General features: G+C 61.6%; 15 protein-coding genes and 1 tRNA gene. 11 read left to right on the top strand and 5 right to left on the bottom strand.

Annotated elements, in window-relative coordinates; genetic code table 11:
- Positions 1-44: 44 nt before the first annotated feature.
- The 3 genes from GST84_01490 to GST84_01480 all read left to right on the top strand — a co-directional run bounded on the left by GST84_01490 (position 45) and on the right by GST84_01480 (position 2759).
- Complete coding sequence (locus tag GST84_01490) at positions 45-737, top strand: ABC transporter permease subunit (protein XGB11099.1); 693 nt, start codon at positions 45-47, stop codon at positions 735-737.
- Positions 737-1426, top strand: a complete 690-nt coding sequence (locus GST84_01485) for an ABC transporter permease subunit (GenBank protein ID XGB11098.1) — start codon at positions 737-739, stop codon at positions 1424-1426. The genes GST84_01490 and GST84_01485 overlap by 1 nt, the downstream gene beginning before the upstream one ends.
- Before the next feature lie 127 nt (positions 1427-1553).
- Complete coding sequence (locus GST84_01480) at positions 1554-2759, top strand: methyltransferase (GenBank protein ID XGB11097.1); 1206 nt, start codon at positions 1554-1556, stop codon at positions 2757-2759.
- Positions 2760-3052: 293 nt separating this feature from the next.
- On the opposite strand, the gene GST84_01475 is transcribed toward GST84_01480, so the two are convergent.
- Complete coding sequence (locus GST84_01475; protein ID XGB11096.1) at positions 3053-3343, bottom strand: DUF3077 domain-containing protein; 291 nt, start codon at positions 3341-3343, stop codon at positions 3053-3055.
- Between the two features lie 525 nt (positions 3344-3868).
- On the opposite strand from GST84_01475, the gene GST84_01470 reads away from it, so the two are divergent.
- From GST84_01470 to GST84_01460, 3 genes are all read left to right on the top strand, one after another.
- Positions 3869-4111 carry a hypothetical protein gene (locus tag GST84_01470; GenBank protein ID XGB11095.1) on the top strand — a complete coding sequence of 81 codons (243 nt, stop codon included), beginning with the start codon at positions 3869-3871 and terminating at the stop codon, positions 4109-4111.
- A gap of 98 nt (positions 4112-4209) precedes the next feature.
- Positions 4210-4285: transfer RNA gene (locus tag GST84_01465), tRNA-Thr, on the top strand.
- A 281-nt stretch (positions 4286-4566) separates the two neighbouring features.
- The gene (locus GST84_01460) at positions 4567-4890 is read left to right on the top strand and encodes an XRE family transcriptional regulator (GenBank protein XGB11094.1); all 324 of its coding nucleotides are present in this window, start codon (positions 4567-4569) and stop codon (positions 4888-4890) included.
- Here the strand turns inward: GST84_01460 and GST84_01455 are convergent.
- Positions 4887-5102 carry a hypothetical protein gene (locus tag GST84_01455; GenBank protein ID XGB11093.1) on the bottom strand — a complete coding sequence of 72 codons (216 nt, stop codon included), beginning with the start codon at positions 5100-5102 and terminating at the stop codon, positions 4887-4889. The two genes, GST84_01460 and GST84_01455, sit on opposite strands and share 4 nt — an antisense overlap.
- Positions 5103-5320: 218 nt before the next feature.
- Here GST84_01455 and GST84_01450 point away from each other — a divergent pair, with 218 nt between their 5' ends.
- The gene (locus GST84_01450; protein XGB11092.1) at positions 5321-5542 is read left to right on the top strand and encodes a hypothetical protein; all 222 of its coding nucleotides are present in this window, start codon (positions 5321-5323) and stop codon (positions 5540-5542) included.
- On the opposite strand, the gene GST84_01445 is transcribed toward GST84_01450, so the two are convergent.
- Entirely contained in the window at positions 5523-5996 is a 474-nt protein-coding gene (locus GST84_01445) for a transcriptional regulator (protein XGB11091.1), read from the bottom strand. The two genes, GST84_01450 and GST84_01445, sit on opposite strands and share 20 nt — an antisense overlap.
- Before the next feature lie 41 nt (positions 5997-6037).
- The gene (locus tag GST84_01440) at positions 6038-6415 is read right to left on the bottom strand and encodes a type II toxin-antitoxin system HigB family toxin (GenBank protein ID XGB15693.1); all 378 of its coding nucleotides are present in this window, start codon (positions 6413-6415) and stop codon (positions 6038-6040) included.
- Between the two features lie 157 nt (positions 6416-6572).
- Between GST84_01440 and GST84_01435 the strand changes: the two genes are divergently transcribed.
- Positions 6573-6779: a DUF3079 domain-containing protein gene (locus tag GST84_01435; GenBank protein ID XGB11090.1), complete on the top strand. Its 207-nt coding sequence runs from the start codon at positions 6573-6575 to the stop codon at positions 6777-6779.
- Between the two features lie 164 nt (positions 6780-6943).
- Here GST84_01435 and GST84_01430 read toward each other — a convergent pair whose 3' ends face one another.
- On the bottom strand, positions 6944-9241 hold the full coding sequence (locus GST84_01430) for a TonB-dependent siderophore receptor (GenBank protein ID XGB11089.1): 2298 nt from the start codon (positions 9239-9241) through the stop codon (positions 6944-6946).
- Positions 9242-9381: 140 nt separating this feature from the next.
- Between GST84_01430 and GST84_01425 the strand changes: the two genes are divergently transcribed.
- From GST84_01425 to GST84_01415, 3 genes are all read left to right on the top strand, one after another.
- Complete coding sequence (locus tag GST84_01425; protein ID XGB11088.1) at positions 9382-10101, top strand: response regulator; 720 nt, start codon at positions 9382-9384, stop codon at positions 10099-10101.
- 1 nt (position 10102) lies between these two features.
- Positions 10103-11470 carry a HAMP domain-containing protein gene (locus GST84_01420; protein XGB11087.1) on the top strand — a complete coding sequence of 456 codons (1368 nt, stop codon included), beginning with the start codon at positions 10103-10105 and terminating at the stop codon, positions 11468-11470.
- 107 nt (positions 11471-11577) lie between these two features.
- Complete coding sequence (locus tag GST84_01415; protein ID XGB11086.1) at positions 11578-13248, top strand: FMN-binding glutamate synthase family protein; 1671 nt, start codon at positions 11578-11580, stop codon at positions 13246-13248.
- Positions 13249-13311: the final 63 nt, after the last annotated feature.

The raw sequence follows: 13311 nt of genomic DNA, 5'->3' as shown, positions 1-13311 counted from the left end.
CCGGCGCGCCCTTGCGGCGCGCCAGTCCCTAAAATGACCTGCCCATGAATATCGACCTGCACGGATTCGGTCCGGCCATGATGGCCGGCACCCTGATGACCGTAAAACTGGCGCTTTGCGCCTTGCTGCTGGGGCTGGTCCTGGGCCTGCTCGGCGCCCTGGCCAAGACCTCTCCGCTCAAGCCGCTGCAATGGCTTGGCGGCTTCTACTCGACCCTGGTTCGCGGCGTGCCCGAACTGCTGTGGGTGCTGCTTATCTATTTCGGTACCGTCGGGCTCATGAGCAGCCTCGGCGAAGCCCTGAACATGCCCGGCCTTGAGCTCAGCGCCTTTGCCGCGGGCGTGATCGCCCTGGGCCTGTGCTTTGGTGCCTACGCCACCGAAGTGTTCCGTGGCGCCATCCTGGCGATCCCCAAAGGCCACCGTGAAGCTGGCCTAGCGCTGGGCCTGTCCAAGGGCCGCATCCTCTCGCGGATCATCCTGCCGCAGATGTGGCGCATCGCCCTGCCCGGCCTTGGCAACCTGTTCATGATCCTGATGAAGGACACCGCCCTGGTGTCGGTAATCGGCCTCGAAGAAATCATGCGCCACGCACAAATCGGCGTGACCGTGACCAAAGAGCCGTTCACTTTCTACATGGTTGCAGCCTGCATCTACCTGGGCCTGACCGTCATTGCCATGACCGGTATGCATTTCATGGAAAAACGCGCCGCTCGCGGCTTTGCGAGGGCTGAATAATGAATTGGGAAGTCATCTTCAAATGGCTGCCACGCCTGGCCGAGGGTGCGGTCCTTACTCTGGAACTGGTGGCCATTGCCGTGGTTGCCGGGTTGATCCTGGCCATCCCGCTGGGCATCGCCCGTTCCTCGCGCCACTGGTACGTGCGCGCCGTGCCGTTCAGCTACATCTTCTTCTTCCGCGGCACGCCACTGCTGGTGCAACTGTTCCTGGTCTATTACGGCCTGGCGCAATTCGATGCAGTTCGTTCCAGCTCGCTGTGGCCGTACCTGCGCGACCCGTTCTGGTGCACGGTGCTGACCATGACCCTGCACACCGCCGCGTACATCGCCGAGATCCTGCGCGGCGCACTGCAGTCGATCCCCAAAGGTGAGATCGAAGCGGCGCGGGCGCTGGGCATGTCGCGGGGCAAGGCGCTGTTCTACATCATGCTGCCACGCGCCGCACGCATCGGCCTGCCGGCGTACAGCAACGAAGTGATCCTGATGCTCAAGGCCAGTGCCCTGGCCAGTACCGTGACCCTGCTGGAGCTGACCGGCATGGCCCGTACCATCATTGCCCGCACCTACCTGCCGGTGGAAATCTTCTTCGCTGCAGGCGTGTTCTACCTGGTGATCTCGTTCATGCTGGTGCAAGGTTTCAAGCTGCTGGAGCGCTGGTTGCGCGTGGATGCGTGCCAAGGGCGCTGACATCTCCTGGCCTTCTTCGCGGGCACGCCCGCTCCCACAAGTACTGCACAGTGCTTAGCCTGTGCACTATACCTGTGGGAGCGGGCGCGCCCGCGAAGAGGCCCCGAAAACCAACACATGTCTACCCATGCCCAACCACCTCCACAGCCACCACCTAAGCACCCGCTTCCAGGCCCTCGACCAGTTCCTGATCGAGCACCAACGGCTGTGGAAACCCCGCCCCTTCACCACCCTGCAACTGGCCTGGGAAACCACCCACCCAGCGCTTGCCGCCCACCTGCGCCAATGTTCACTGGCAGACGCCGAAGCCGACAGCGCCACTGACCGCTTGCCTGCCCCATTCCCGCAACTGGCCGAGCAAGCCCGACAGCTCGTTACGCTCGGCAGCCTTCCGCAAACCGACCTGCCACCTGCCGCCCACCGCCTGGACGTCGCCGTCCCCGGCCGCAAATGGCAGCAGATCGAAGCCTTCGCCAGCCACCTGGCATTCCGTGCCCGGCCCCACCACTGGCTGGACTGGTGCTCTGGCAAAGGCCACCTCGGCCGCCGCCTGCTACAACCCGGCCAGCAGTTGACCTGCCTGGAGTACGACGCAGAACTGGTCACCGCAGGCCAGGCCCTGAGCACGCACCATCACCTACCGGCACAGCACGTACACCAGGACGTGATGGCCACAGACAGCGCTCGCCACCTGGCTGACGATAAAAGCGTGGTTGCCCTGCATGCCTGTGGCGATTTGCATGTACGCCTGATGCAACTGGCCAGCCAGCAAGGTTGCCGGCAACTGGCCGTAGCCCCCTGCTGCTACAACCGCATCGCCGTGCAGCAATACCAGGCGTTATCCACAGCCGCGCAGGCGTCGAGCCTGCAGCTGTCGCTGGACGACCTGGGCCTGCCCTTGAGCGAAACCGTCACTGCCGGCGCCCGCGTGCGGCGCCAGCGCGACACCTCGATGGCCCGGCGCCTGGGCTTCGACCTGCTGCAACGCCAGCAGCGCCAGACCGATGAATACCTGCCGACGCCTTCCCTGCCGGTGGCCTGGCTGGAGAAGCCCTTCGAACAATACTGCCGTGACTTGGCTGAACTGAAGCAATTGCCAGTGAGCGGCAACCCGGACTGGGCAATGCTGGAAGCTGCGGGCTGGCAACGCCTGGCCGAGGTTCGGAACCTGGAGCGCGTACGCAACCTGTTCCGTCGGCCACTGGAGCTGTGGCTGGTACTCGATCGCGCCCTGTTCCTCGAAGAACAAGGCTATGACGTGCGCCTGGGCCTGTTTTGCGATTACCCACTGACCCCGCGCAACCTGCTCATTCTCGCGGAACGCGACGGTTAGCCGCAGCACAACCTGTGGATAAGTCTGTGAACAAGCTTGTGATTACCTGTTGGATCCAAGCGCTATTTCAAGCGCTTGGCTTATTCCTCCTTGCAGCTGCAACCCAGTAAAAACAGGCGTTTGCGCAAAGACCAGCGGCGTAGCGATCCGGCATGCCTTTCGCTCAGGCCCCTGATGCCACTTGTGCATAAAGATTTCTTGTGGTTAGCGCAAGCGCTGTTTGCACGGTCGCTTGTGGGAGCGGCCCTTGCGTCGCTAAAGGGATGCAAAGCAGCCCCGGCGGTCTGACTTTTTCAATTCGCCTTACCCTTGGCGATCTCGATATCGTTCATCAGCGCCTTGGCCATGTCGCACAGGTAATCGGCTGCACCCAGGAATTTATGGTCGTCCTCCATATCCCCCTCGCGCACCAGGTGCTTGATGTAGCCCATCAGGATCGAGACATGCTCGTAGGCAGCATCGATGGGGACGCCGGGCTCTACGCGCAGCAGATTGAGGGACGGGTTACCGGCTGCGAGGAAGGTTTCCACGCCTGCGGTTGTGATTGGTTTGGGGGTGTTGGGATCAGAATCGATCGTTTTCACTTTTCAAACTCCCTAGTTCAAAAGGAGTTGCCGTGTTCATTCTTTCTCACGGAACAAAGGCGGCAACCGTGCACGAGGTGAGAAACCGAGTGAACGTAGGAAGCTCGGCCAGACCAAGGTCTGCCCGCGCACAGTCGCCATTACGCAGCCGATACGTTCAAAGTCGGGTTCTCACACCCGGTCGCCAGAGCGACCCGCAAACGGTATCCGTGAGCCACTTCCCCGACAACAGCGTTACTTCGGCGGCGCGCGTAGGATACTTCCGAAGCATCCAAACCCTGAAGCTTTTGACCCCATGGTTCAGAATTGCCTTACACAGATAACCCGGCTTACCCGGCCCCCTGTAGGAGCGGGTTCACCCGCGAAGAGGCCATGCCAGGCAACACAAGGCTAATGCTCCACCGCCGCAACGGTGTATCATCCACCCCCCAAATCATTAAAAAGTGACGTCGCGCGCTGCCCGCCAGCCCCGCGGCCTTCTGGCGTTGCGCCAGAACCGACAATGGACCAACGGACCTGACCATCGTGACCCGAGCCAAACTCCTCGCCCTGTTGACCTTCGCCCTGACCGGCTGTGCCGGCGGCACCTCGCCCAACCCCAGCAGCAACCTGGACTGGAACCACCCCGGCATGCAACTGGGCGGCGACAACGGCCTGCCCCTGCGCACCGAAAGCCCCTGCCGCAAGCGCGGCTGCGACAACGACAAGCTGTTCTTCAACCCGGGCAAAAGCGAGCCTAGCGTCACCACCATGCACCGCGGCTGGTAGGAAAATTCTTCTTTTGGGCCGGTGACTTAGGTCTTTTGCGAACATTCGCAAGGAAGTGGTTTACAGGCGCCAAACGATCGCTATAATGACGCCCCATTGCCGGTATAGCTCAGATGGTAGAGCAACTGACTTGTAATCAGTAGGTCCCGGGTTCGATTCCTGGTGCCGGCACCATACGCAGTATCAAGAAAGGCTCACCGAAAGGTGGGCCTTTTTTGTTTTCCCCCCCGCAGCCCCCAATCCCCTGCCTTACAGATGCCCTGAAACCACCGCGATCGGTGTAGGAGCTGGCTTGCCTGCGATGGGCTGCGCAGCAGCCCCCCAAGCAGATGCAATTCTCTGATCACAGCCCAGCTCAAAAACAGACACTCCCTCCAACACAAACGCTTTGACTCGCCAACCAATCCCCACTACGACTTATCGCAAATTTTAGATATTTCTGCCGAGGCAAGCCGATGGCGCTTCAATTCCACGAAAGCCCTTTCCACGCCACCCACGACGCAGATACCGCCAGCAAAATGGCCTTGAAAATGGACTTGTCCATTTTCATCACTGACTGCATCAAAAAAATGGGCCTCAAACAGCATGATGCCGCAGCCAAGCTGAACGTCACCCAATCCCGCATATCCGAACTTGCAAATGGCAAGATCGAGAAATTCACCTTGGACGCCATGATGGACATGCTGGACAAGCTCGGCTTTCGCACAACCCTGACCCTGCCCTCGAACGATGCCGGTTCACCGCCCCAGATCGTGATCACCCAAACGCCTGGCAGCTAAACCCTGTATCCCATTTTTCTCAGTTCTTGCTTCAACTCCTTCATCCGCTGTTCGGCGACCTGCATCGCGTGCCGGTCGGACCTGTTGGTCGTTTTTACGAACGAATGCAACACGACGACCATGTCTGCAAATTTGGCCACATACACACATCGGAATGCAGGGCTGCCGTTGATGATGAGCTCAATCGCACCCGCCCCTACCGACTCGGTCAACGACTTGATCGGCCGCTCTGGGTCCTGGCCATACTGGATGCGTCGCAGCCACGGCGAGATGCAGTATTGGTGACGGCATGGATGCCAAGAGGAGCGAATCTAGCGCAGTGGCTTGCAGTTGGCGGAATTAGAAATGTTTCGCGGTATACCCTGAAATATCGTGTTTCTCTCGCCCGCTGAAATCAGTTCGACCTCATTTGGGGCCGGCTACATTCACGTTGTACCCCGCCGCATGCAGTGGCCTTGCTTGGGCAGATCTACGCGATCACTGGCAAATTCGACTTGGTGTTCGCGGGGGTTGCCGCACTCAGGACGATGGCTACGACACCAAGGCGGACATCTGCGGCCACGGGTTCCGAGCCATGGCATGCAGTGCGCTGGTCGACCCTGGGTTGTGGTCGGAGACGGCTATCGAGCCTGTCAAATCACCCCATGCATGAAGAACTCAACCGGTACGCTGAAAAACTCAGCAAAGCCCTTTATCTGGGCAACCGTCATCTTCCGCTTGTTGTTCAGAATCTCGGATACCGCGCTCTGGGTCGCTATCGCCGACAGGTCCTTCTGCTTCACGCCCCTGTCCGACAGCAGAAAGGCCAACGCTTCGGCCTGGCTCGCGAACGGCACCAATACAGACTCACTCTCATACTCGTAGACGCGGTCCGCTACCATCTCGGCAAAGCGTGCCGCAGCGTGGCCTTCGCTGTCCGCATGGGAGTAGAGCTCGTCGATCAATGCCATGCGTGCCTCAAGCTCGGCATCGTCCTTGATGGGGTCATGGCAGGCGGCTAGAAGCTGGGCCATGGTTGCCATCTGAGTGTTCAGGCCATCGAGCATGGGTGAAATATTAGCGATGAAGGCATCTAGTCCATTGGCTTCGATTTTATCCCGCTTCATGTTGTCACCTGTCGAATTGAAATATCGCGCGGCCCAGGTTGCTACCTGATATCGCTTCTGCACCATTTGTCGTACTCGGCGTGCGACAGAATGGCCTTGATGTAGAGAGTGCCCGTTCGCGCATTGAGCCACGCGATCAGGCGGCATTCGTTTTTCTTGATATCGAACACGTAGATATCAAGCGGCCCTTTGCGGCTGGCGGGCCTAAGTTTTGAGTGGGGGATGCGATCAACATTCCAGCCAGACACAGTGACCCACGTCTGCCTTAACTGTTCAAAAGATTCAAACCGCAGCGTCGCCCTGTCGAAGGTCGTCAGCCACAGGCTTAGGGGCGCTTTCCACTGGCCGTGGGCTTCAATCGCCTTGGTTACCGCCGCTTTCGTTATGACCCGCATTGTGTTGTCCCGGCGCACCAACATAGGGTGGAAAATATCTCTTATCCAGATATCTGTCAAACAGATATCTGGATGCGCGATGTACGGTGACCTGGCGATCGCCAATGGATTGATGCCCGTCAAACGACGGGCTGGGCGAGGAGTTTACGTTCAGAACAGGCAGCCCTGAGGGAGGATGAACATGGCCAAGAGATTCCCCACAAACCCTCGCCACCCCGAGCGTATCTGCTGGGGTTGCGACCTGTACTGCCCTGCCAAGGCGCTAGCCTGTGGTAATGGCGCAGACCGGACCATGCATCCGGTGGAGCTTTTTGGCGAGGATTGGGATAGCTTCGAGGGCCAGTTGGAGAAGCCGGTTGATCCAAGGCAAGCGGCAGAGCCCAGGTAAGAAAGGGCCGCTTGGCGGCCCAGCGCAGGCCTTGAACCCAGCGCTGGTTCCGTGTGCGGGCGTGCCCGCGACGCTGGCGATGCGGTTGCAGGCACCGGCTGCGCCGGTGTTCGCGGGTGAACCCGCTCCTACAGGTACAGCGCCAGGCCTTGTGGAAGAGCTGATCAGAACGCGGTGCTTACCGTCAACGACAGGTTACGCGGGTCACCATAAATCGCCCCGGCATAGAACCCGTACTGGCTGTAGTAGTGCTTGTCGAACAGGTTGTTGGCGTTGAGGCTGACGCTGGTCTCATCGGTCAACTGGTACTTGGCCATGGCATTCCAGATGGCATAACCGGACCAGTTCACGTCAGTGGCGCCATTGCTCACGCCGTTGGTGGGCTGGCCAGCCGGGCTGGAGATGGCGCGGATGTTGCTCTGCGCAGTCACGCCGGCGCCCAGGGTCAGGCGGTCGAGCGGGCCGCTCAGGCGGTAGGTGGTGGAGGCCTTGAACAAGTGCGACGGGTCGCTGCGGCCGTCGCTGTCGACGCGGCGGAAGTGCAGGTAGGTGTAACCGGCGTAGACGTTCCAGTTGGGGGTCAGGGCGCCTGCGACTTCCAGGTCGATACCGTCGGTTTCCTGCCCGGAACCGGCCTTATAGGCGCTGCCGCCGGTCGGGGTGGTCAGGTCGCCGTCCAGCACGGCCTTGTTTTCCTGCTTGGTGCGGAAGTACGCCGCCGAGGCGTTCAGGCGGCCATCGAACCACTCACCCTTGATACCGGTTTCGTAGCTCTGCCCACGAATCGGTTCGACCTTGCTGCCGCTGCTGGTTTCAGAGGTTTGCGGGGTAAAGATGTCGGTGTAGCTGGCGTATACCGAGTAGTTGTCATTGAGGTCATACACCGCGCCCAGGTAGGGGGTGACGATGCCGTTTTCTTCCTGGCTGCTGCGCTCGCCGGCCACGCTGCGGGTGACCGAGGAATAGTTGCTGGTGCGCACGCCAACGATCACCGACAACGGGTCGGTGATGCTCAGGCGGGTGGCGGCGTACATGCCCTGCAGGCGGGTGGTGGTCTTGCTGTGAAGGCCGGTGCGCGAGGCGATGAGGTCGTAGTCGTCATCCACGCCATTGTGCCAGTCGGTCACCGGGAAGCCGTTGTTGGCGCGGAACTGGCAACCCAGTGCAGGCGCGCTGGCCATGCCGTCGCCGACCATGGTGCAGGTGTACTGGGGCGACCAGCCGACGGTGCGGCTGTCGTTGTAGCCGACCATGGCCTGGTGAGTGCGGCCGAACAGCTGGAACGGGCCGGACAGGTCGATCTGCGCCGACTGCTGGGTGGTGTCGCTGGAGCTGTGCAAACCATTCAGTACAGCGCCGCTGCCGTCCTGGTCCCAATAGCCGCCGTAGCTGCCGCGCCCTGCCGAGTTTACCTTGGCAAGGCCCCGGTGGTTCAGGGCTTCGGTGGTGGCCTGGGCGGCTTTCAGGTCCAGGGTCCAGTCGTTGTCGAAGCGGTGCTCTAGCGAACCGAACGCAGTGCGGGTGGTGTATTCGCCAAAGCTCCAGCTGGGTACCAGGTTGGTGCTGCGCGGCAAGTCGGTCTTGCTGCCGTCGCGGTACCAGATCGGGATATTCGCGCCCCAGCCGCCGCCCACAACCTTGTTGTACTCATATTGGTAACCGGCGCCCAAGGTAGTGGCGTCGTCCAGGTCGAACTCGAAATTGGCCAAGGCGGCGCGGGAGCGCTCGGACTGGTTGTCGCGGAAGGAGTTGGCATCCTGCTGGGTCATCACGAAACGCGAACGCAGGCGGCCATCTTCGGACAAAGGCAAGTTCAAGTCAGCCCCCAGACGACGCTTGTCCCAACTGCCGTAAGTGGCATAAGCACTGCCGCCGAAGGTTTTGGTCGGTGCCTTGCGGATCAGGTTGACGGTGGCCGAGGGGTCGCCGGTGCCGCCCAGCAGGCCGTTGGCGCCGCGCACGATGTCGATGCGTTCGTACAGGTCCATGTTCAGCGCATTGCCGCTGCCACTGAAATCGGAACCGCCCTGGGTCTGCAGGCCATCGACCTTCCAGTTGCTGATCGAGTAACCACGCGCGCGGTAGTCGGTACGCCCACCCACCTCGGACTTGTTGGCCGTTACGCCTGGGGTGGTTCCCAGTGCCTGCTCGATGGTGTGGATGTCGCGGTCATCCATCTGCTGGCGGGTGATGGTGGTAACCGATTGCGGCGTCTGCCGTGGTGTCAGTGCCAGGCCTGTAGAGCTACGGGTGCTCTCGACCGTGTAGCCCAACTGGCCGGCCTCGTCGGCAGGCAGTAATGCGCTGTCTTCGATCTGCGTGGCGTCCAGTACAAGGGGTTTGCCGTCGGCAGCCATTGCCCCACCGCTGATGGCGACGGCAACGCAGAAGGCCAGCGGCTTTAGGCGACTGCCACTTTGACTGAAGGGGGTGAACGCTGTCGGGATGCTCTTGGGATTCATTTGGGAAGGCTTCGTATTTGCAGATGATTTTTTGTTAGGATTCTAGGGATCAGCCCTCCGGGCTCCAGCCCCGACATGTACGGGGATGTAATTGAACGTAACGAGCGCCACCGGCCCTCACCTAACAGGTGTTTTTCTGCATGAGCACGACCCTGCTGGTTGTCGATGATGACGACGAGATCCGCGAACTTCTTTGTGATTACCTGACCGATGCCGGCTACAACGTGCTGGCCGCAGCCGACGGTGAACAGATGCGCGACCAGCTGGCCCGGCACAAAGTTGAGCTGGTGGTGCTCGACCTGATGTTGCCGGGTGAGGACGGCCTTAGTCTGTGTAGGCAGTTGCAGGCCACACCCGGGTTGGCGGTGATCATGCTGTCAGCCAAGGGCAGCACGCTGGACCGCATCATCGGCCTTGAAGTGGGTGCCGACGACTATCTGGCCAAGCCCTTCGAACCACGCGAACTGATCGCCCGGATCAAAGCCGTACTGCGTCGTCCGCAACGCCTGGGCACCTGTGCCGAAGAACCCGTGGTGGACGCCCAGCTGTTCGCAGGCTTTCGTCTGGAACACGTCAAGCGCCTGCTCACCCGCCCGGATGGCGAGACCCTGACCCTGCCGCGCTCCGACTACCGCGTGCTGCGCGAACTGCTGGAAGCCAACAACCGTGTGGTCTCCCGTGACCAACTGACCCGCAGCGCGTTCGGCCGCGACCACCTGCCCGACGACCGTTCGGTGGACATGTGCGTCAGCCGCCTGCGCCAGCAACTGCGCCGGGCACCGGCGGGGGCCGCGCAAATCCTGACCATCCGCAACGAAGGCTACCTGCTGAGTATCGCCAGCCTCACGGCCGGGGCCTGACATGCGCTGGTTTCACCGGCTGTGGCCACGCACCTTGTTTGGTCAACTGCTGCTGATCATGGTCAGTGGCACGCTGGTGATCCAGTTGATGTCGAGCAGCATCTGGTTCGATGTGCGTTTCGCCCAGGCGCTAGAGGTGCCCGTGCGACTGGTTGCTGCACGCAGCGCCCCCCTGATTGCCCAGATCGACTGCCACGGCGGTACATTGCAGGCGCCAGCCCACTACCAGCTTCGCTGCGTCGAAAGCCTGCCTGGGCAAGAGCATGACGAGCGCCCTGGGCGCAGGCGGGTCGAGCTGTTGCTGCAGCAGGCCCTGAAGTACGAACTGGGGCATGCCCAGGACGTGCGCCTTATGAACGTGCAACTCACCGACGAACTGGGCCAACCGATCGTCTGGCGCAGCCTGTTCGGCCTGCGCACGGCCCAGGCGCATATCCAGTTCGCGCTGCCGCTGGCCGATGGGCACTGGCTGACCATTGCGGGCCAGGAACTGCAGGGCTGGAGCGGCGAGTCGGCCTGGGTGCTGATCAGCGATTACCTGCTGCGGGTGTATGCGCTGCGTATTGTCGCCGTGTTGCTGGTGTGCCTGATTGCCGTGCGCCTGTGCCTGCGCCCGTTGCATCGCCTGGCCGATGCTGCGCGCGGGCTGGGCAGTAACCTCGAACAGCCTCCCCTGGCACTGGATGGGCCGGAAGAAGTACGCCAGGCGGCGCAGGCGTTCAACGCGATGCAGCAGCGGCTGATTGCCATGGTCAACGACAAGGCCTACTTCCTGGCCGCCGTGTCCCACGACCTGCGTACCCCACTGACCCGCATGCGCCTGCGACTGGAGCGCTTACCCGATGACGAACACCGCCAGCGCCTGCAGCAGAACATCACGCAGATGGACGATATGATCGGTCAGGTTCTGGATTACCTGCGTGCCGGAGAGCAGCAGAACTTGCAGCAGGTGGACCTGGACCGGCTGGTGACGCGCCAGTGTGCGGACCTGGCGACTGACCAGGAACCACTGCCGGTGCACGGCCGGGTGAACAGCTTGCGGGGGGATGCCCTGCTGCTGCAGCGCTGTCTTCAGAACTTGTTGGTCAATGCGTTGCGTTATGCCAAGGATGTTTCTGTCACGCTGGAGCGGACCACCACAGGAGTGTTCATCCACATCGACGACCGCGGGCCAGGGATTTCGCCAGCGCTGCTGCCGACCATCACCGACCCGTTCGTGCGCGGTGAGGGATCGCGTAACCAGGCATCCGGCGGATATGGGCTGGGGCTGAGCATTGCCCAGCGGATCGCCACCAGCCATGGGGGTGAGCTGATGCTGGCGAACCGAGCAGGCGGCGGGTTACGGGTCAGCCTGCAGCTCCCCGTCTAAAGGCTGATCCAGGGGCCGGCGTGTAACAGTCTTTTACCGATTACCCAGGTTTTCCGTCCCCTGTGTTTGCCTATCCTATGCCCGGTCATCCTGCCTGCGATGGACCCATGAAACACTCTCTTCCCAGCCGCTACGCCTGCTTCGTACTCTGCCTTGTCTTCACCTTCGCCAGCCTGCCCCTGCTGTCCCAGCATGCCTGGCTGTGGCCGGTAACGCTGATCACCGCGCTGCTCAGCCTGGTCGGCCTTAATGACCTGCGTCAAAGCCACCATGCGGTGCGACGCAACTACCCGATCCTGGGCAATATCCGTTACCTGATCGAAACCATCCGCCCGGAAATCCGCCAGTACCTGATCGAAGGTGACGACGACAAGCTGCCGTTCTCCCGTTCGCAACGCTCGCTGGTCTACGCCCGCGCCAAGAACGAAAGCGCCGAGAAAGCGTTCGGCACACTCAACGACGCCTACAAACCTGGTTTCGAGTTCATCAGCCACTCCATGCTACCGGTGGCCACGCCGGACCCTGCCTCGTTCCGCATTGCCATCGGCGGGCCGCAATGCCGAATGCCCTACTCGGCCTCGATCTTCAACATCTCGGCGATGAGTTTCGGCGCCCTCAGCGCCAACGCCATCGCTGCACTCAACCGCGGCGCGCGCATGGGCCGGTTTGCCCATGACACTGGCGAAGGCAGCATCAGTCCGTACCACCGTGAACACGGCGGCGACCTGATCTGGGAAATTGGCAGCGGCTACTTCGGCTGCCGCACCGAGGACGGTCGTTTCGATCCACAGCGCTTCGCCGAACAGGCCCGTTCGGCACAGGTGAAGATGATCGAGATCAAGCTCAGCCAGGGCGCCAAGCCTGGCCACGGCGGCATTTTACCGGGGCACAAGGTCAGCCCCGAAATTGCCGAGACCCGTGGCGTACGCGCCGGCGAGGACTGCATCTCGCCGGCGGCGCACAGCGCATTCCGCACACCAGTGGAGTTGCTGCATTTCGTAGCCAGCCTGCGCGAGCTTTCAGGCGGCAAGCCCGTGGGCTTCAAGTTCTGCCTGGGCCACCCCTGGGAGTTCATGGGCATTGCCAAGGCTATGCTCGCCACCGGCATCACTCCTGACTTCATCGTTGTCGACGGCAAGGAAGGCGGCACCGGCGCGGCACCTCGCGAGTTCAGCGACAACATGGGCGTGCCAATGCGCGAAGGCCTGATGTTCGTGCACAACACGTTGGTCGGCCTGAACCTGCGCTCCAGCATCCGCATTGGTGCGGCGGGCAAGATCGTCAGCGCCTTCGACATTGCCAGCGTTTTGGCCATCGGCGCTGACTGGGTCAATTCGGCACGCGGTTTCATGTTTGCCATTGGCTGCATTCAGTCGCAGAGCTGCCACACCAACAAGTGCCCGACCGGCGTGGCCACCCAAGACCCTCTGCGCCAGCGTGCCCTGGTGGTGCCAGACAAAGCCGAGCGGGTGGCCAGCTTCCACCGCAACACACTGCACGCGCTGGCCGAGATGTTGGCTGCCGCAGGCCTGGAGCACCCTTCGGAGCTCAGGCCCAAGCACCTGGCACGGCGCATCAGCCCCAGCGAAATCGGGTTGTTTTCAGACTTGCACACATTCCTCAAGCCGGGGGAGCTACTCAGTGGCTCGATCGAAAGCGAGTTTTATGCACGGATGTGGCGGATGGCGCGTAGCGACAGCTTTGCACCGGAGACGGGGGAGACTGCAACACGAACTGTGGCATCAAGACTGCGCCACGAAGAGACTGAACCTGCATGACAAACATGACTGGGGCTGCCCTGCAGCCCTTCGCGGGCGTGCCCGCTCCCACAATTTGCAGCG

The sequence above is a fragment of the Pseudomonas putida genome, from assembly GCA_041879295.1.
Lineage (GTDB): Bacteria > Pseudomonadota > Gammaproteobacteria > Pseudomonadales > Pseudomonadaceae > Aquipseudomonas > Aquipseudomonas putida_Y.
Note: the sequence above shows the minus strand (reverse complement) of the source record. Positions and strands in the feature narration are given on the sequence as shown.